Source organism: Enterobacter cloacae complex sp. P38RS (genome assembly GCF_014930775.1).
Classification (GTDB): domain Bacteria; phylum Pseudomonadota; class Gammaproteobacteria; order Enterobacterales; family Enterobacteriaceae; genus Enterobacter; species Enterobacter bugandensis.
This window is the reverse complement of sequence record NZ_JADBRS010000003.1, coordinates 179,629-197,192: the sequence shown is the minus strand read 5'-3', so window position 1 is coordinate 197,192 and position 17,564 is coordinate 179,629. Positions and strand designations below refer to the sequence as shown.

Here is a 17,564-nt window from a genome sequence, read left to right as displayed (position 1 = left end):
GAAAGGATTACCCCAGGTCGGCCATCAGCACTTTCGAACGGCGCTGATAGTTGTACATCTCTTTCTTCGTTTCCGGCAGAGAATCAATATCCACCGGCGTGAACCCGCGCTCCTGGAACCAGTGAATGCTGCGCGTCGTCAGGACGAAAAGCTTGCTCAGCCCCATCTGACGCGCCTGTGCCGCCACGCGCTCAAGCAGCATTTCGCCGCGTGAAGAGCTGCGGTAATCCGGGTGCACCGCCACGCAGGCCATTTCTCCGATTTTCTCTTCCGGGAACGGATAGAGGGCGGCGCAGGCAATGGTCAGGTTATCGCGCTGGATAATGGTGAATTTGTCGATCTCCATCTCCAGCTGCTCGCGGGAGCGACGAACCAGAATACCCTGCTGTTCCAGCGGACGGATCAGCTCCAGAATGCCGCCGATATCGTTGATGGTCGCGCGGCGAATCTGCTCCGCACTTTCCATCACAATCTGGGTGCCAATACCGTCGCGGGAGAACAGCTCCTGCAGCAGAGCTCCGTCTTCCTGATAGCTGATCAGGTGACTACGGCGCACGCCGCTGCGGCAGGCCTTCACGGCGCCACGCAGGAAGCGGACGGTGCCGGAGTGGTAATCCCCTTCGGCTTCCAGCGCTTCAACGCGGGCCTGCGCTTCATTCGGGAAGAGTTCCGGCACAATCACCCCTTCATCGTTTACGACGCCCTGGGAGGAGCAAAACCCAATCATTTTTTCCGCCTTCAGCTTGATCGCCAGCTGGGTGGCAATCTCTTCGGACGTCAGGTTAAAGCTTTCACCGGTTACGGAAACCGCCACCGGCCCCATCAGCACAATGGCACCGCTGTCGAGCTGACGGTGAATGGCCTCTTCATCAATACGACGAATGCGGCCGCTGTGGCAGTAATCCACGCCATCGTCCACGCCGAGCGGCTGGGCAATGATAAAGTTGCCGCTCACGACGTTGATATGCGCGCCCTGTAGCGGCGTGTTGTTCAGGCTCATCGACAGGCGAGCGGTGATATCCAGCTGCAGCAGACCCGCCGCCTGCTTCACCAGCTCCAGGGTTTTGGCATCCGTGACGCGGGTATGTTTGTGGTAAATCGGCTCGTGGTGGTGAGCGGCCAGGTTGGCGTCGATCTGCGGGCGCGCGCCATAGACCACCACCAGGCGGATCCCGAGGCTGTGCAGCAGGCCAATGTCATTGACGATGCTAGAAAAATTTTCATGCTCAATGGCTTCGCCGCCCAGCATGATGACAAACGTTTTTCCCCGGTGGGCGTTGATATAGGGAACAGAATGGCGGAATCCCTGGACCAGTTCGGTTCTACGTTCCTTCACCATGGCACAACCCTTAATGAATGTTTATTCGTAATTTATGTATTTTTATTCGATTGTGGGCGCGTGTGCAAGTGCAAATTTTCTGCGACCTACAGAAATTAATAAGTAATCCGTGCGTTAACGTATGATTGTTTACCCTTTTATAGATGACAGTTTATGCGTCATTCGTTAAAGTTTTCGGTCAATCTGCACTTTTGTATATCAGTTTGTTTTCTTGCTCGGGAGAAGCATGTCGGGATCCAATTCAGCAATAAGCCGCCGCCGTTTGTTAAAAGGGGCCGGGGCAATGTGGTTGCTTAGCGTCAGCCAGGTCGGTCTTGCCGCCACGAGTCAGGTGGTGGCGGTGCGCGTCTGGCCGTCGTCGACCTATACGCGCGTGACGGTTGAATCCAATCGCGTGCTGAAATATAAGCAATTTGCCCTCAGCAACCCTGAACGCGTGGTGGTGGATCTCGAAGGGGTGAACCTCAACTCCGTGCTGAAAGGCATGGCGGCGCAGATCCGCGGTGACGATCCGTTTATTAAATCGGCGCGCGTCGGTCAGTTTGATCCGCAAACCGTGCGCATGGTGTTTGAGCTTAAGCAGAACGTTAAGCCGCAGCTGTTCGCCCTGGCGCCCGTCGCGACGTTTAAAGAGCGTCTGGTGATGGATCTTTACCCGGCGAATGCGACGGATATTCAGGATCCGCTTCTCGCCCTGCTGGAGGATTACAACAAAGGCGATCTTCAGCGTCAGGTGCCGCCTGCGCAAAGCGGCCCGCAGCCGGGGAAAGCAGGGCGCGATCGTCCGATTGTGATCATGCTCGATCCCGGCCACGGCGGCGAAGACTCCGGTGCGGTGGGGAAATACCATACGCGTGAAAAAGATGTGGTGCTGCAAATTGCCCGTCGTCTGAAGGCGTTAATTGATAAAGAGGGCAATATGCGCGCCTACATGACGCGCAATGAGGATGTCTTTATCCCGCTGAAGGTGAGGGTGGCGAAAGCGCAGAAGCAGCGTGCCGATCTGTTCGTCTCGATCCATGCGGATGCCTTTACCAGCCGCCAGCCGAGCGGCTCGTCGGTGTTTGCGCTCTCAACCAAGGGCGCGACCAGTACCGCGGCGCGATACCTTGCGGACACCCAGAACGCCTCGGACCTGATCGGTGGCGTGAGCAAAAGCGGCGACCGCTACGTCGACCACACCATGTTCGACATGGTGCAGTCCCTGACCATTAACGACAGCCTGAAGTTTGGTAAAGCGGTGCTGGGCAAGCTGGGGAACATCAATAAGCTGCACAAAAACAGCGTTGAGCAGGCCGGGTTTGCGGTGCTGAAGGCACCGGATATCCCGTCCATTCTGGTAGAAACCGCGTTTATCAGTAACGTTGAAGAAGAGCGTAAGCTCAAGACGGCAAAGTTCCAGCAGGAGGTGGCGGAGTCGATTCTGGCGGGGATACGGGCGTATTTCTCAGACGGGGCGACGCTGGCGCGGCGCGGGTAGGTTTTTAGCCGGGTGAAATGCCCGGCAAATTCACAAACGACAGATACAAAAAAACACCCTTAAGGGTGTTTATTGTTTTTAGAAGTGTTGGTTGCGGGGGCCGGATTTGAACCGACGACCTTCGGGTTATGAGCCCGACGAGCTACCAGGCTGCTCCACCCCGCGTCCGTGGAAGCGCACTATACTCGGATAGGTTTGTGATGCAACCCCTTTTTCACATAAATCATTAACTTTGTATGTAAAGTGAACGGCATTGCGACATTTAGACTATTTTTTGCTCTGAATTTGCCAAAGGGCATGCGATCGCATTTCATTCGCTTTGTCGGTTTGTTATCTTCATCACGCGGAAATGGGCAACTTAAAGACGAGATATAATGAAAGGACGTTGGGCGAAGTATCTGATGGCGGGCGCAATGGTAGCGATTCTTGCGGCCTGTTCTTCCAAACCGACCGATCGCGGTCAGCAGTATAAAGACGGGAAGTTATCCCAGCCTTTCTCTTTAGTTAATCAGCCTGACGCCGTTGGCGCGCCGATCAACGCCGGTGATTTCTCCGAGCAGGTCTACCAGATCCGCAATGCGTCGCCGCGTCTGTATAGCTCACAGAACAATGTTTATAGCGCGGTACAGGACTGGCTGAAGGCGGGCGGCGATACGCGCAACATGCGCCAGTTTGGTATTGATGCCTGGCAAATGGAAGGGGCGGATAACTACGGCAACGTCCAGTTCACCGGCTATTACACGCCCGTGGTTCAGGCGCGACACACGCGCCAGGGCGAGTTCCAGTACCCTATCTACCGTATGCCGCCAAAACGCGGCCGTCTGCCGTCCCGCGCCGAAATCTACGCCGGTGCGCTGAGCGAAAACTACGTCCTGGCCTACAGCAACTCCCTGATGGATAATTTCATCATGGACGTGCAGGGCAGCGGCTACATTGATTTTGGCGACGGTTCACCGCTCAACTTCTTCAGCTATGCCGGGAAAAACGGCCATGCCTACCGCAGCATCGGTAAGGTGCTGATTGACCGCGGCGAAGTGAAAAAAGAAGATATGTCGATGCAGGCGATCCGCGAGTGGGGCGAAAAGCACAGTGAAGCCGAGGTGCGCGAGCTGCTGGAGCAGAACCCATCGTTCGTCTTCTTCAAGCCGCAAAACTTCGCCCCGGTGAAAGGGGCCAGCGCCGTGCCGCTGATTGGCCGCGCGTCGGTGGCATCGGATCGTTCTATCATTCCTGCGGGTACCACGCTGCTGGCGGAAGTCCCTCTGCTCGACAACAACGGCAAGTTCAACGGCAAATATGAGCTGCGTCTGATGGTAGCCCTGGATGTGGGCGGAGCGATTAAGGGCCAGCACTTTGATATCTATCAGGGCATTGGCCCGGATGCCGGTCACCGTGCAGGCTGGTATAACCACTACGGACGCGTATGGGTGCTGAAGGCCGCGCCGGGCACCGGAAACGTATTCAGCGGCTGATTGTGGTATTCTGAGCGCAATACGGATTACTGTTCAGGGTGAGGAAAACCTCACCCTTTTTACATCTGAGGTTTTATGTCTGTGGTAATCAGCGATGCCTGGCGCCAGCGTTTTGGCGGCACGGCACGTCTCTATGGTGAAAAAGCCCTGCAGCTGTTTGCGGATGCGCACGTCTGCGTCGTGGGCATTGGCGGTGTCGGCTCCTGGGCGGCGGAAGCGCTGGCGAGAACCGGGATTGGCGCAATCACGCTGATTGATATGGATGACGTTTGTGTGACCAACACTAACCGTCAGATCCACGCCCTGCGTGATAACGTCGGTCTGGCGAAGTCCGAGGTGATGGCGGAGCGCATTCGCCTCATCAATCCGGAGTGTCGGGTGACGGTGATCGACGACTTTGTGACGGCAGATAACGTCGCGGAGTACATGAGCAAAGGCTACAGCTATGTGATTGACGCCATCGACAGCGTGCGGCCTAAAGCGGCGCTGATCGCATACTGCCGTCGTTACAAGGTGCCGCTGGTCACGACCGGCGGCGCGGGCGGGCAAATCGATCCCACGCAGATCCAGGTTGCCGATCTGGCGAAAACCATTCAGGATCCGCTGGCTGCCAAGCTGCGTGAACGCCTGAAGAGCGACTTCAATGTGGTGAAGAACAGCAAGGGCAAGCTGGGCGTCGACTGCGTGTTCTCCACCGAAGCGCTGGTCTACCCGCAGGCGGATGGTTCAGTTTGTGCGATGAAAAGCACGGCGGAAGGGCCAAAACGCATGGACTGCGCGTCAGGCTTTGGGGCGGCCACCATGGTAACCGCCTCTTTTGGCTTTGTGGCGGTCTCTCACGCCCTGAAGAAAATGATGGCGAAGGCGGAACGTCAGGCCTGAGCCTGACGTGCGGCGTCCAGCACCGCGTCGCTGAGCGCGATCAGGCCCTGACCGCGCGAGGCGCTAAGCTGCGCGCGCAGCCCCAGCTCGTCGAACAGCGCCAGCGGCGAGTGCGTTAACAATTCCGCCGCGCTTTTCCCCTCAATGGCGGTTAACAGGACCGCCAGCAGGCCCCGGACGATGCGCCCTTCGCTGTCGCCGAAGAAATGCAGCTTCTCGCCGGAGACGCTCACGCCCAGCCAGACGCGGTTTTCACAGCCCGCAATCTCTTTCGCCTGCGCTTTAAGATCGTCGGAAAGAGCTGGGAGCTGTTTACCCAGCAGGATCAGCTGACGATATTTATCTTCCCACTGCTGGAGCGGGGCGAAGGTCTGTTTTAAGGTCTCTTCAGTGATGACCGTGCCAAACGGATGTCCGGCTAAAGCAGCGCTAGTCATTAATCCACCAGTATTTCAAGGGCGCGGTCAACGGCGCTAACCAGCGCGTCGACATCGCTTTGGGTATTATACGGCGCAAACGAGGCGCGCAGCGTACCGCTTACGCCGAGCGCCGCCAGCAGCGGCTGGGCGCAGTGCTGTCCGGCGCGCAGGGCAATGCCGTACCCGGCCAGCAGCGTCACCATATCGCTATGATGCACACCAGCAAAATCAAAGGCGAGCAGGCTGGAATCCTGAACGCGGAACGAGCGGAAACCCGGGCGTTTTTTCAGTTCTTCCTCAGCCAGCGTCGCCAGCCCTCGGCTCCAGCTTTCCGCCTGAACCACGTCCGTTTCCGCCAGCCATTCAAGTGCGGCGCTGAGGCCGATGACCCCGGCCACGTTCGGCGTGCCCGCTTCCAGACGGTAAGGCACCTCCTGCGTTTTAAAACCGTCGAAGGTCACCTCGGTAATCATTTTGCCGCCGCCGAGCCACGGCGTCATTTTTGCCAGCAGTTCTGGCTTACCGTACAGCGCGCCAATCCCGGTTGGCCCGTAGAGTTTGTGCCCGGAGAAGGCGTAGAAGTCGATATCCAGCGCCTGCACATCAGCGGGGAAATGAACCACGCCCTGAGCACCGTCGACCATCACCACCACGCCGCTGGCATGGGCAATCTCAATGGCGCGAGCCAGATCCGGACAGCCGCCGGTGACGTTGGACATCTGCCCCAGCGCCAGAATACGGCTGCGGGGGGTAATCAGCTCAGGGAGACGGGCCACGTCAGGCAGAAAGTCTGCACTCAACGGGAGCTTAATAACGCGCGCGCCCGTTTGCTCAGCCACCATCAGCCACGGCACCAGGTTAGCGTGGTGCTCTGCTTCGCTGACAATGATCTCGTCCCCTGGCTGCAGCAGCGGGCGGGCATAGCACTGGGCCACCATATTGATGGCTTCAGTCGTACCGCGCGTCCAGACGATATTTTTCCCGCTTTCGGCATTGATCAGGCGTGCAACCTGATCGCGTGCGGCTTCATAGCGCGCGGTCAGGCGCTGCGCTTCGGCAAACTGGCTGCGATGTACGTTGCCGGCGCTCAGGCTGTAGAACTGCTGCGTGGCCTCGATCACCGCCAGGGGCTTCAGGGCCGTGGCGGCGCTATCAAGATAAATACCGGCATCGGCCAGCGCCGGAAACTGTGCGCGAAACTGCGCAGGACTGAAAGCGTTCATGGAATTCCTCGTGTCGATAGAGAGATCGTCGCGCAATTTAAGCGGCAGGGCAAGGAGGTTGATATCTATCAGATTTGTCTGCTTATCCTGGCGACCTCGAAAAAGCAGGTTATGCTAAATAGTGTTAGGCGGATGTTTTAGCCTGTTATAAATCGAGGTTTGAATAGCATTAATTGCTAAAGGAGAATAATCATGAATAAGACAGCTGCAATCATTTCTGCCTGTGCGTTTACTTTTGCCCTGAGCGCCTGTTCTGGTAACAACTACGTGATGCACACAAACGATGGTCGTTCTATCGTTTCGGAAGGGAAACCGACTACCGATAACGATACCGGGATGATTTCGTACAAAGATGCTAACGGGAACAAGCAGCAGATCAACCGCACGGACGTGAAAGAGATGAAAGAGATCGAGCATTAACCGATCGCAGGCGAAAAAAAAGCACCGCAAATTGGCGGTGCTACATTAATCACTATGGACAGACAGGGTAAATGTACAGGAAGTGAAAAATTGGTAGCGTTGCTACCGTGGTCTGAATCGCAGACCAATTGCAAACACAACAACACAACATCACAACCGTAAGCCAAAAGCCCTTCAGAACACGCATTCCGAAAAAAGCTCTTCGTTCCGGCTCAGGAAGTGCCGCCACTATAGGTATTTGCTGGTAGTTCCTCAACGGACAAATTATAATGGCTCAGATAAAAAAAACTAATAGGTTAAACGTTGTTTCCTGTTTGTTAAATTCCGTTAACATCTAAGCCAGATAACCATGTCAAAGCGATTGCCACCCCTTAATGCATTACGCGTTTTTGATGCAGCAGCACGTCACCTGAGCTTCACCCGTGCGGCAGATGAGCTTTTTGTGACACAGGCCGCAGTAAGTCACCAAATCAAGTCCCTGGAGGATTTCCTGGGCCTTAAGCTGTTCCGCCGACGCAATCGTTCCTTGCTGTTGACCGAAGAGGGGCAGAGCTATTTTCAGGATATTAAAGAGATTTTTTCCCAGCTCACGGAAGCCACGCGTAAGCTGCAGGCCCGCAGTGCAAAAGGTGCCCTGACTGTTAGTTTATTGCCCAGTTTTGCCATTCAGTGGTTGGTGCCAAGACTCTCAAGCTTTAACTCAGCTTATCCGGGGATCGACGTTCGAATCCAGGCGGTGGATCGTCAGGAAGACAAGCTGGCCGATGATGTGGATGTCGCCATTTTTTATGGTCGCGGCAACTGGCCGGGCTTGCGTGTCGAGAAATTATACGCAGAATATCTGCTGCCGGTCTGTTCGCCTCTGCTATTAACAGGCGACAAGGCGCTGAAAACACCCGCTGACCTGGCGCAGCATACGCTTTTACATGATGCCTCTCGCCGCGACTGGCAAACTTATACCCGTCAATTAGGTCTTAGTCATATAAACGTGCAGCAGGGCCCCATTTTTAGCCATAGTGCGATGGTGCTACAGGCTGCCATTCACGGACAGGGCGTGGCGTTGGCGAACAACGTGATGGCGCAGTCCGAAATTGAGGCAGGCCGTCTGGTTTGCCCTTTTAATGATGTACTGGTCAGCAAGAATGCATTTTATCTGGTTTGTCATGACAGTCAGGCAGAACTGGGTAAAATAGCCGCCTTCCGGCAGTGGATACTGGCGAAAGCGGCAAGCGAGCAAGAAAAATTCCGCTTCAGGTATGAACAATAACGTTTGTGTGCCGGGCACGCATTAATTCAGGACTTAAACATGACCAGCCGATTCATGCTGATTTTTGCCGCGGTGAGTGGCTTTATTTTTGTTGCACTGGGCGCCTTTGGCGCGCACGTATTGAGCAAGTCTTTGGGCGCCGTCGAGATGGGCTGGATCCAGACCGGCCTTGAATACCAGGCGTTTCATACGCTGGCTATTTTTGGGCTGGCGGTAGCGATGCAGCGCCGGATAAGCATCTGGTTTTACTGGAGTAGCGTATTTATGGCGCTGGGTACCGTGCTGTTTAGCGGCAGCCTTTACTGTCTGGCCCTCTCGCATTTGCGCCTGTGGGCGTTTGTTACACCTGTCGGCGGCGTGAGCTTCCTGGCGGGTTGGGTATTAATGTTTATCGGAGCTATCCGTCTGAAACGCAAGGGCGTTGTTCATGAATAAGGTTGTTTTATATTGTCGCCCGGGGTTTGAGAAAGAGTGCGCCGCGGAAATTACCGATAAAGCGGCGAAGCGCGAAGTCTTCGGCTTTGCTCGCGTAAAAGAAAATGCGGGCTATGTGGTATTCGAATGTTATCAGCCTGAAGACGCCGATAAGCTGGCGCGCGAGCTGCCGTTCAGCTCGCTGATCTTCGCCCGCCAGATGTTCGTCGCGGGTGAGTTGCTGAAAGATCTTCCGCCGGAAGATCGCATCACGCCGATTGTGGGCATGCTGCAGGGCGTGGTGGAGAAGGGCGGCGACCTGCGCGTTGAGGTTGCCGATACCAACGAAAGCAAAGAGCTGATGAAGTTTTGCCGTAAGTTCACCGTGCCGCTGCGCGCAGCGCTGCGTGACGCGGGCATACTGACAAACTACGAAACGCCGAAGCGTCCGGTGGTGCATATCTTCTTTATCGCACCGGGCTGCTGCTATGCGGGCTATTCGTACACCAATAACAATTCGCCATTCTTTATGGGCATCCCGCGCCTGAAGTTCCCGGCAGATGCGCCGAGCCGTTCAACCCTGAAGCTGGAAGAGGCGTTTCACGTCTTTATCCCGGCAGATGAGTGGGACGAGCGTCTGGCTAACGGCATGTATGCCGTCGACCTTGGCGCGTGCCCGGGCGGCTGGACCTATCAGCTGGTGAAACGCAACATGTGGGTGTCGTCTGTGGATAACGGTCCAATGGCGCAAAGCCTGATGGACACAGGGCAGGTCACCTGGCTGCGAGAAGACGGTTTCCGCTATCGCCCAACCCGCAACAACATCTCGTGGATGGTGTGCGACATGGTGGAGAAGCCGGCGAAAGTGGCCGCGCTGATGGCCTCCTGGCTGGTGAACGGCTGGTGCCGTGAGACCATTTTCAACCTCAAGCTGCCGATGAAAAAGCGCTACGAGGAGGTATCCCAGAACCTGGCCTATATTCAGGCACAGCTGGATGAGCACGGTATTAACGTGGAGATCCAGGCGCGTCAGTTGTACCACGACCGCGAAGAGGTAACGGTACACATCCGTCGCTGGTGGGCGGCTGTAGGCGGACGTCGCGACGAGCGATAGTGCGTGCTTTGTTTTGCCCGGTGGCGCTGCGCTTACCGGGCCTACAAAACCGTGTTGACGTTTTAACGTTCTAACCGCAACTGCTGTAAATTCCCGTCCAGCTGTAAATCTGTCTGTAGCGTCGCCACCTCGCGGCAGATAAACGCCATCTCTTTATGCGCCTCCAGCTTCTTGCGCCACTTTTCTGGCACCTCATCCAGACGGGCGTAAATCCCTTCCAGACTCTGAAAATCGGTCAGCAACTGGGCGGCGCTCTTTGGTCCAATACCGGCGACACCCGGAACCTTAGAGCTGCTGATGCCTGCCAGACCCCAATAATCCGGCAGTTGCTCAGGCAAGACGCCGAACTCGCTGGCAATAAACGGCGCGTCCAGCCAGCGTTTTTGAAAATAGTCGCGAATGCGGATAGTTGGGGAGAGCAGCTGGCAGTAGCCTTTGTCAGTTGAAACGATAGTGGCCTGATGCCCGGCACTTGCCACTTTTACGGCCAGGGTGGCCGCGAGATCGTCGGCTTCATTGCCCTGTGCACCCCAGCAGGGGACGCCACGCTGCTCAAAGGCGGCACGCAGAGCGGGCATTTCGGCATGGAGATCGTCCGGCATCGGCGCGCGTCCAGCCTTGTAGTCGGGCAGGCGCTGATGTCGCCAGCCGCTGTTGCGCGCTTCGTCATCAAACACGGCCACGACGTGCGTCGGCTCGCTGTGGCGAATAAGCTGCTCCAGCGCGTGCAGGCAGGTGTCCTTGCAGGGCGTGCCTTGTACCGCATGGATTCGGCGAATCAGATTGAGCGCGTCGACGATAAGCAAATGAACAGCCACAGATATTCTCCCTTAAATCTAATGGGTAAAGGGTATCACTGTCGGCAGGATGAAACGAATAGCGTGAGGGAAAACAGGAAGAAGCCTCGCAAAACGAGGCTTCCTGAGAGGCTTAATCGCAGGTTACGATCTTCATCGCCAGGCCGCCGCGAGAGGTTTCGCGGTATTTGGCGTTCATATCTTTACCGGTTTCGTACATGGTTTCGATAACTTTATCGAGACAGACGCGTGGCTCACTGGTGCGGCGCAGCGCCATACGCGCCGCGTTCACCGCTTTGACGGAGGCGATGGCGTTACGCTCGATGCACGGCACCTGTACCTGTCCGGCAACCGGATCGCAGGTTAGCCCCAGGTTATGTTCCATGCCGATTTCCGCAGCGATGCAGACCTGCGCCGGGCTTGCGCCCAACAGTTCCGCCAGGCCCGCTGCCGCCATGGAGCATGCCACGCCGACTTCGCCCTGACAGCCTACTTCCGCACCGGAAATGGAAGCGTTCATTTTATACAGAGAACCAATCGCGCTGGCGACCAGCAGGTAGCGCGCCAGGGAGTTAGCGTTCACTTCACGGATAAACTTGTCGTAGTACGCCAGCACGGCCGGAACGATACCGCAGGCACCGTTGGTTGGCGCCGTGACGACGCGGCCCCCTGCGGCGTTCTCTTCGTTCACCGCCAGGGCGAACATGTTGATCCAGTCGACGACGGCCATCGGGTCCGTTGTCGTTTTGTCGGTGCTCACCAGCATACGACGTAGCGCCGCCGCACGACGCGGTACGCGAAGCTTGCCCGGCAGAACGCCTTCGGTGGTGATCCCGCGCTCAATGCCGCCGCGCATCACTTCCCAGACGCTAGCGAAATGCTGTTCCAGCTCCTCTTTGCTGTGAAGGGCCAGCTCGTTTTTCATCATCAGGCCGGAGAGGGAAAGCCCCGTCTCCTGGCAGTGGCGCTGGAGATCTGCCGCGGTTTTGTACGGATACGGGACCTCAACAGAAGAGGTGGTGGTTTGACCAAAGTGGTCTTCATCGACGATAAAGCCGCCGCCGATGGAGTAATACGTCTGGCTGTAAACCGCTTTGTCGCCGGCCAGCGCGGTAATGCGCATGCCGTTTTCGTGCAGCGACAGGTTGTCCGCATGGAAATTCATGCAGTGGTCAACCGGGAATTCAACCTCATGCTCACCGTTTGCCAGCAGCAAACGACCGTGGGTGTTCACGTCCTGGATGAAGCCAGGGATCGCGTCAATATCAACGGTATCCGGCAGATTTCCCGCCAGGCCCATGATAATGGCGATATCGGTATGGTGGCCTTTCCCGGTCAGGGAAAGCGAGCCGTACACATCGACAACCACGCGGGTGATGTCGTGCAGAATGCCGCGTGCAATCAAGTCATCCGTGAACTGCTTACCGGCTTTCATTGGTCCGACGGTGTGAGAGCTGGAAGGACCAATACCGATTTTGAAAATATCGAATACGCTAATCATGATGCGTCCATTGCTTTCAGTCAGAGGGGGAGGAGTGCGCCGCCCGAAGGCGGCGCGGGCGTTCATCAGAACATGGTGTACAGGGAGTAGAAGATCGCAGAGATAGCGATAAGGCCCATGATAACCACAAACACGTTGCTGACCTGGCCGCTGTACTTGCGCATGGCAGGCACTTTCTGAATCGCGTACATCGGCATCAGGAACAGAATCATCGCGATAACCGGGCCACCCAGGGTTTCAATCATGCCCAGGATGCTTGGGTTCAGGGTCGCTACCGCCCAGGTGGTGAGCAGCATGAACAGTGCAGTGATTTTGTTCAGCTTGTTGATTTCAATGCTCTTGCCTTTACCGCGCAGAGATTTAATCACCATACCGTTGAAGCCTTCACGCGCGCCCAGGTAGTGGCCCAGGAAGGATTTGGTGATGGCGATCATCGCGATGATCGGTGCCATCCACGCAATCAGCGGTGCGTTAAAGTGGTTCGCCAGGTAAGACAGAATAGAGATGTTCTGTTCTTTCGCTGCCGCCAGGTCCGCCGGGGAGAGGCTCAGTACGCAGCTGAAGACGAAGAACATCACGGTCAGCACCATCATCACGTGAGCGCGGGCCAGGATGCTGGAGCACTTCTTCTCTGCACCATTACCGTACTCTTCGCGTTTCGCCACGGCGAAAGAGGAGATGATTGGGGAGTGGTTGAAGGAGAAGACCATTACCGGGATCGCCAGCCACAGGGTCATCAGCAGGCCGTTACCGGTCGCAGACGCGCTGCTCAGGGACAGGGTTTCCAGCGCTGCACCGTTCCACTGTGGGATCAGGTAGCAGGCCAGCAGCATCAGCGCAGCCACAAACGGGAAGACCAGCACGCTCATGGCCTTAACAATCATCTGCTCGCCGAAGCGCACGATGGTCATCATGCCGACGATCAGGATCAGAGACAGAATGGCACGCGGTGGCGGCGTCATGTGCAACTGGTGCGTCATGAAGCTTTCTACGGTGTTGGTGATCGCCACGCTGTAGACGAGCAGGATTGGGTAAATCGCGAAGAAGTAGAGCAGGGTAATCAGTTTACCTGCGCCAACGCCGAAATGTTCTTCAACCACTTCGGTGATGTCTTCGCCCGGGTTTTTACCGGACAGCACGAAGCGGGTCAGACCGCGGTGTGCGAAGTAGGTCATCGGGAAGGCGATGATGGCCATGATGATCAGCGGAATCAGACCGCCGACGCCTGCGTTGATAGGAAGGAACAGTACACCAGCGCCGATTGCCGTGCCGTAAAGGCCCAGCATCCACATGGTATCCGTTTTGCGCCAACCACTTCGGGATTCAATCGAAGCAACGGTGCTGGTTTGAGTGGTTTCCATCTGTATCTCCTGGAGGAAGCAAATTGTCAGGTTTTTAGTCAAATCCGATGAAAAAGTGCCTGACGGTAATATGAAATTCGTTCAGTGACGGTTTTTTAATAATTTTCGCCCGTAACTATTGGCGGGCGGAAAGATACATTCTCGTTATGAATCTATCAGTGATCGCGATCCCAAATGCAATAATCCACTTATGATGTGGGCATCTTTAGACCATTTATCTGTTAAAAAAACATCAAATAGAATTTACGGGCGCGAAGGCTACCACCAACGACATGTGGGCTAAAAGAGCGGCCCGCAATATAGGTGTCTTCCGCTGTAAAGATATGGCTTTTTAGGATTTTCTTGCGGGTAATTTAGTTTAAGGCTGATAAATTACGGTTGTTAAATGGAGGTAATCGATTGCGTTCGCCGTAAGTTTGTTAAAGTTATAAGTGAGGCCTATGAATTGATTCGCTAATAAAAAAGCCGGGACCCGCTACAGGGTGCCCCGGCTTTGAGAAGAAGAAACTGAGCGTTACGTGCAGATTTCGTAGCACGGAATGTAGGCTGAACCCGGCAACTTCATGCGGTGTTGAGCCACAAAGCCCTGAAGCATGTCGTCCATACGGCGCATCATCTCCGGGTCGCCGTGGATCTTGTACGGACCATACTGCTCAATCGCGCGGATGCCCATCTCCTTCACGTTGCCCGCCACAATCCCGGAGAAGGCGCGACGCAGGTCGGCGGCCAGCACTTCCACCGGCTGGTCCGGGTAGAGTTTCAGGTTCGCCATATTTTCATGGGTCGGCTCGAACGGGATCTGCAGGTCAGGCGCAATGCGGATTGACCAGTTAAAGCTGTACGCATCACCGGTATCACGACGATTCTCTTTCACCAGCGGCATCGCTTTTTTCATCTGGCGCGCCACTTCCGCCGCATCATCAATGATGATGCGATAGTGACGACGCGCGGCTTCTCCCAGCGTATGCACGATAAACTCGTCCAGCACGCGGAAGTAGTCGGCGCTCTCTTTCGGGCCGGTCAGGATCAGCGGCAGAACCTGATCTTTGTTGGCCGGGTTCATCAGAATCCCCAGCAGATAGAGCAGCTCTTCCGCCGTTCCCACGCCGCCCGGGAAGATGATAATCCCGTGAGCGATACGAACAAACGCCTCAAGACGCTTCTCGATATCCGGCATGATAATCAGCTCATTGACCAGCGGGTTAGGCGGCTCAGCGGCGATGATTGACGGCTCGGTCATGCCGATAAACCGCCCCTCTTTGTAACGCTGCTGCGCATGACCCACGGCTGCACCTTTCATTGGTGCTTCCATTGCACCCGGACCACAGCCGGTACAGATATTCAGCTCGCGCAGGCCAAGCTGCGTTCCGACCCGACGGGCATAGAGATATTCGGTTTCGTTAATCGAGTGGCCGCCCCAGCAGACGACCATGTTTGGTGCTTCGCCAACGTGCAGGGCGCGGGCGTTGCGCAGAATAGAGAACACCAGGTTGGTGATATGAACGGAGCTTTCCAGGTCGAGATGCTGGAAGCGGCCCGCGTTGTGAATCTGCCCGTTAACAAACAGGATGTCGCGCAGGACGGCAAACAGGTTGGCCTGAAGGGAACGAATGATACGTCCGTCGACAAAGGCCTCTTCCGGCGGGTTGATCACTTCCAGTTTCACGCCACGCTCGCGGCGCAGCACGTTAATATCAAAGCTTTCGAAGCGGGACAGCAGTTCTTTACTGTTATCTGTCAGGCTTCCGGAGTTCAGTACGGCAAGTGAACAGTTACGAAACAGTTGATAAAGATCGCTGCTGGCCGTGCGTTTAAGCATGTCCACTTCCAGCTGCGACAACATATCCATTGAGCCAAGCGGGCTAATATGTGTAATCAAGTGAGCTCCTTATGGGACGATTATCGTCATTCCCTTTGATTACAATAGCCCTGGCGCGTGACGTTTCACAACACTTCGGAGGAATACCGCACGCATATTGTGAAAATATTTATATTATTGACGCACCAGCCGGCCCGTTGCCGGCACAAAATCGGTGTTAGTGCGCCACGGGTTAATGTCCAGCCCGCCACGGCGGGTATAGCGCGCGTAAACGCTCAGTTTCTCCGGCTGGCAGAAACGCTGAATATCGTTAAAAATACGCTCCACGCACTGCTCGTGAAATTCGTTGTGATGGCGGAACGACACCAGATAGCGCAGCAGTTTTTCCCGGTCAATTTTCGGGCCTCGGTACTGGATCTGCACCGAACCCCAGTCCGGCTGGTGGGTAATCAGGCAGTTGGACTTCAGCAAATGGCTGACGAGCGTCTCTTCAACCACTTTTCCGCTCGCCGCGTTTTCGAGGTAATCGGCGCTGAATTCATAATTCTCCACCTCGATGTCCTGCTCGTCGATGCAGGTTCCGTGGAAATGGGCAATGGGCTGTCCTTCCAGCTCGTGCAGGCGGTATAACGAGACGGACACGTTCCCCTGCGCGCAGGCGGCTAAATCCCGCTCCAGCGTTTGCTGAACCTCGTCCCAGCTGTTGAATCGGGTCTGGTTGAAGCTGTTGAGATAGAGCTTAAAGCTTTTGGATTCCACCAGGTTCACGCTGGCATAGTCCAGCTCAACGTGGCCCGCGGCCACCTGCGGCAAACCGCGCGCGTTAAGCCAGGAGAGTTCGTACAGCGTCCAGATATCGCCGCCGACAAACGGCAATGCGTCCGCATGCAGTCCAAGAGGATCGCGGTTCAGGCTGCGCGGCACGCCCTGCAGCAGGCTTGCATCGTAGGTATCGCGGTAATCGGTCGATTTACCCAGCGTTAGGCCGGTTAACGCCTGATGATTTTCGTAAGACATGTTTCATAGCCACTTTACAGGTACACTTATGGGCAGAGTTTATCCTGTCTTACAAGAAGAGAGAAATCGGTGGACATCGAAACTGCAAATGCCCTTACTACCTTCACAACCCGCTATTGCGACGCGTGGCATGAAAAGCACGGAACATGGCCGCAAAGCGCTGATTTATATGGCGTGCCGTCGCCGTGCATTATCTCTTCGCAGGATGACTATGTTATCTGGCAGCCGAAGCCTAATACCGCTGAGCAAAATGTAAATGCGGTTGAACGGGCTATGGACCTTGTGGTACAACCAGCGGTTCACGCGTTTTATGCCACGCAGTTTGCAGGGGATATGCTCGCGCGCTTGGGTGATTTGACGCTGACGCTGTTGCAGACCTGGAGCGAAGACGATCTGCAGCGTGTTCAGGAAAACCTGATTGGTCATCTGGTCACGCAAAAACGCCTTAAGCTTTCTCCGACGCTCTTTATTGCCACGCTGGACAGCGAACTGGATGTGATATCCGTCTGCAACCTGTCCGGGGAAGTGATTAAAGAGACCATCGGTACCCGCAATCGCGAAACTCTCGCCCCCTCTCTTGCGGATTTCCTTACCCGGCTTGAGCCACTTCTGTAATCCATGATGCTACGACGCGTGTGAGAGATCTCTTACAAGGTTTGTGAGAGATCGCTGGATCATTCAGTATTGCCTTATTTAATTCAGATTAATATCACTCTGTTTTTCAAAGAATTAGTTGTTCATCGCATCTTTTTTAGGGATTTCTTACGGCTTACAGTGCTGCAAGGGTGGGTTGTAAGACGAAGCGGAATAGCGGATTCTATCTCCGTCGACAGGACGCCGACACGAGAAACGAACATCAGGATGATGGCGTTTCTTACTCAGGACACGTCAGGATGGCGCTGCAGGAAGGCTTCAGGATGAAGCAAAAGGATAACGCAGGACGCGTAAGGGACACCTCCAGGAAGGAGAACGAGAACCGAACAGGATGGTCGGTGGGTCAGGAAGGCCAGGACGTTTCAGGACGAAACAAACACGTCAG

16 protein-coding genes and 1 tRNA gene are annotated in these 17,564 nt (G+C 55.6%); 8 read left to right on the top strand and 9 right to left on the bottom strand.

Translation table 11 applies throughout. From position 1 onward, the window contains the following. Positions 1-7: 7 nt before the first annotated feature. Entirely contained in the window at positions 8-1,339 is a 1,332-nt protein-coding gene (argA, locus tag IM303_RS06785) for an amino-acid N-acetyltransferase (RefSeq protein WP_014885072.1), read from the bottom strand. Positions 1,340-1,565: 226 nt separating this feature from the next. Here argA and amiC point away from each other — a divergent pair, with 226 nt between their 5' ends. Beyond that, positions 1,566-2,819, top strand: a complete 1,254-nt coding sequence (gene amiC / locus IM303_RS06780) for an N-acetylmuramoyl-L-alanine amidase AmiC (protein WP_014885071.1) — start codon at positions 1,566-1,568, stop codon at positions 2,817-2,819. Between the two features lie 88 nt (positions 2,820-2,907). On the opposite strand, the gene IM303_RS06775 is transcribed toward amiC, so the two are convergent. Then, a tRNA-Met gene (locus tag IM303_RS06775) sits at positions 2,908-2,984 on the bottom strand. Positions 2,985-3,193: 209 nt separating this feature from the next. Between IM303_RS06775 and mltA the strand changes: the two genes are divergently transcribed. Beyond that, positions 3,194-4,291: a murein transglycosylase A gene (gene mltA / locus IM303_RS06770; RefSeq protein ID WP_028014275.1), complete on the top strand. Its 1,098-nt coding sequence runs from the start codon at positions 3,194-3,196 to the stop codon at positions 4,289-4,291. A 75-nt stretch (positions 4,292-4,366) separates the two neighbouring features. Next, complete coding sequence (tcdA, locus tag IM303_RS06765; RefSeq protein ID WP_006811804.1) at positions 4,367-5,173, top strand: tRNA cyclic N6-threonylcarbamoyladenosine(37) synthase TcdA; 807 nt, start codon at positions 4,367-4,369, stop codon at positions 5,171-5,173. On the opposite strand, the gene csdE is transcribed toward tcdA, so the two are convergent. After that, the gene (gene csdE, locus IM303_RS06760) at positions 5,164-5,610 is read right to left on the bottom strand and encodes a cysteine desulfurase sulfur acceptor subunit CsdE (protein ID WP_047364461.1); all 447 of its coding nucleotides are present in this window, start codon (positions 5,608-5,610) and stop codon (positions 5,164-5,166) included. The two genes, tcdA and csdE, sit on opposite strands and share 10 nt — an antisense overlap. Further along, positions 5,610-6,815, bottom strand: a complete 1,206-nt coding sequence (csdA, locus tag IM303_RS06755; protein ID WP_193359745.1) for a cysteine desulfurase CsdA — start codon at positions 6,813-6,815, stop codon at positions 5,610-5,612. The genes csdE and csdA overlap by 1 nt, the downstream gene beginning before the upstream one ends. 192 nt (positions 6,816-7,007) lie before the next feature. Between csdA and IM303_RS06750 the strand changes: the two genes are divergently transcribed. From IM303_RS06750 to rlmM, 4 genes are all read left to right on the top strand, one after another. Continuing rightward, positions 7,008-7,235 carry a YgdI/YgdR family lipoprotein gene (locus IM303_RS06750; protein WP_008499648.1) on the top strand — a complete coding sequence of 76 codons (228 nt, stop codon included), beginning with the start codon at positions 7,008-7,010 and terminating at the stop codon, positions 7,233-7,235. 349 nt (positions 7,236-7,584) lie between these two features. Next, positions 7,585-8,502 carry a glycine cleavage system transcriptional regulator GcvA gene (gene gcvA, locus IM303_RS06745; protein WP_014885066.1) on the top strand — a complete coding sequence of 306 codons (918 nt, stop codon included), beginning with the start codon at positions 7,585-7,587 and terminating at the stop codon, positions 8,500-8,502. Positions 8,503-8,541: 39 nt separating this feature from the next. Next, on the top strand, positions 8,542-8,937 hold the full coding sequence (locus IM303_RS06740) for a DUF423 domain-containing protein (RefSeq protein WP_028014272.1): 396 nt from the start codon (positions 8,542-8,544) through the stop codon (positions 8,935-8,937). Then, on the top strand, positions 8,930-10,030 hold the full coding sequence (gene rlmM, locus IM303_RS06735) for a 23S rRNA (cytidine(2498)-2'-O)-methyltransferase RlmM (protein WP_028014271.1): 1,101 nt from the start codon (positions 8,930-8,932) through the stop codon (positions 10,028-10,030). The genes IM303_RS06740 and rlmM overlap by 8 nt, the downstream gene beginning before the upstream one ends. Positions 10,031-10,092: 62 nt before the next feature. On the opposite strand, the gene xni is transcribed toward rlmM, so the two are convergent. The 5 genes from xni to queF all read right to left on the bottom strand — a co-directional run bounded on the left by xni (position 10,093) and on the right by queF (position 16,525). Then, on the bottom strand, positions 10,093-10,848 hold the full coding sequence (gene xni, locus IM303_RS06730) for a flap endonuclease Xni (protein ID WP_028014270.1): 756 nt from the start codon (positions 10,846-10,848) through the stop codon (positions 10,093-10,095). Between the two features lie 112 nt (positions 10,849-10,960). Further along, positions 10,961-12,328: an L-serine ammonia-lyase II gene (gene sdaB / locus IM303_RS06725; protein ID WP_028014269.1), complete on the bottom strand. Its 1,368-nt coding sequence runs from the start codon at positions 12,326-12,328 to the stop codon at positions 10,961-10,963. A gap of 65 nt (positions 12,329-12,393) precedes the next feature. After that, positions 12,394-13,689 carry an HAAAP family serine/threonine permease gene (locus IM303_RS06720; RefSeq protein WP_028014268.1) on the bottom strand — a complete coding sequence of 432 codons (1,296 nt, stop codon included), beginning with the start codon at positions 13,687-13,689 and terminating at the stop codon, positions 12,394-12,396. Positions 13,690-14,203: 514 nt separating this feature from the next. Continuing rightward, on the bottom strand, positions 14,204-15,568 hold the full coding sequence (gene ppnN / locus IM303_RS06715) for a nucleotide 5'-monophosphate nucleosidase PpnN (RefSeq protein WP_023309027.1): 1,365 nt from the start codon (positions 15,566-15,568) through the stop codon (positions 14,204-14,206). Between the two features lie 114 nt (positions 15,569-15,682). Beyond that, on the bottom strand, positions 15,683-16,525 hold the full coding sequence (queF, locus tag IM303_RS06710; protein ID WP_193359744.1) for an NADPH-dependent 7-cyano-7-deazaguanine reductase QueF: 843 nt from the start codon (positions 16,523-16,525) through the stop codon (positions 15,683-15,685). Between the two features lie 69 nt (positions 16,526-16,594). On the opposite strand from queF, the gene syd reads away from it, so the two are divergent. Further along, on the top strand, positions 16,595-17,140 hold the full coding sequence (gene syd, locus IM303_RS06705) for a SecY-interacting protein (RefSeq protein WP_048998513.1): 546 nt from the start codon (positions 16,595-16,597) through the stop codon (positions 17,138-17,140). The last annotated feature ends 424 nt before the right edge of the window (positions 17,141-17,564 follow it).

Coding starts and splice junctions, on each gene's coding strand:
- tcdA (WP_006811804.1), top strand. CDS start 4,367: ATGTCTGTGGTAATCAGCGATGCCTGGCGCCAGCGTTTTGGCGGCACG.
- IM303_RS06720 (WP_028014268.1), bottom strand. CDS start 13,689: ATGGAAACCACTCAAACCAGCACCGTTGCTTCGATTGAATCCCGAAGT.
- queF (WP_193359744.1), bottom strand. CDS start 16,525: ATGTCTTACGAAAATCATCAGGCGTTAACCGGCCTAACGCTGGGTAAA.
- rlmM (WP_028014271.1), top strand. CDS start 8,930: ATGAATAAGGTTGTTTTATATTGTCGCCCGGGGTTTGAGAAAGAGTGC.
- IM303_RS06750 (WP_008499648.1), top strand. CDS start 7,008: ATGAATAAGACAGCTGCAATCATTTCTGCCTGTGCGTTTACTTTTGCC.
- gcvA (WP_014885066.1), top strand. CDS start 7,585: ATGTCAAAGCGATTGCCACCCCTTAATGCATTACGCGTTTTTGATGCA.
- amiC (WP_014885071.1), top strand. CDS start 1,566: ATGTCGGGATCCAATTCAGCAATAAGCCGCCGCCGTTTGTTAAAAGGG.
- mltA (WP_028014275.1), top strand. CDS start 3,194: ATGAAAGGACGTTGGGCGAAGTATCTGATGGCGGGCGCAATGGTAGCG.
- csdE (WP_047364461.1), bottom strand. CDS start 5,610: ATGACTAGCGCTGCTTTAGCCGGACATCCGTTTGGCACGGTCATCACT.
- argA (WP_014885072.1), bottom strand. CDS start 1,339: ATGGTGAAGGAACGTAGAACCGAACTGGTCCAGGGATTCCGCCATTCT.
- IM303_RS06740 (WP_028014272.1), top strand. CDS start 8,542: ATGACCAGCCGATTCATGCTGATTTTTGCCGCGGTGAGTGGCTTTATT.
- csdA (WP_193359745.1), bottom strand. CDS start 6,815: ATGAACGCTTTCAGTCCTGCGCAGTTTCGCGCACAGTTTCCGGCGCTG.
- sdaB (WP_028014269.1), bottom strand. CDS start 12,328: ATGATTAGCGTATTCGATATTTTCAAAATCGGTATTGGTCCTTCCAGC.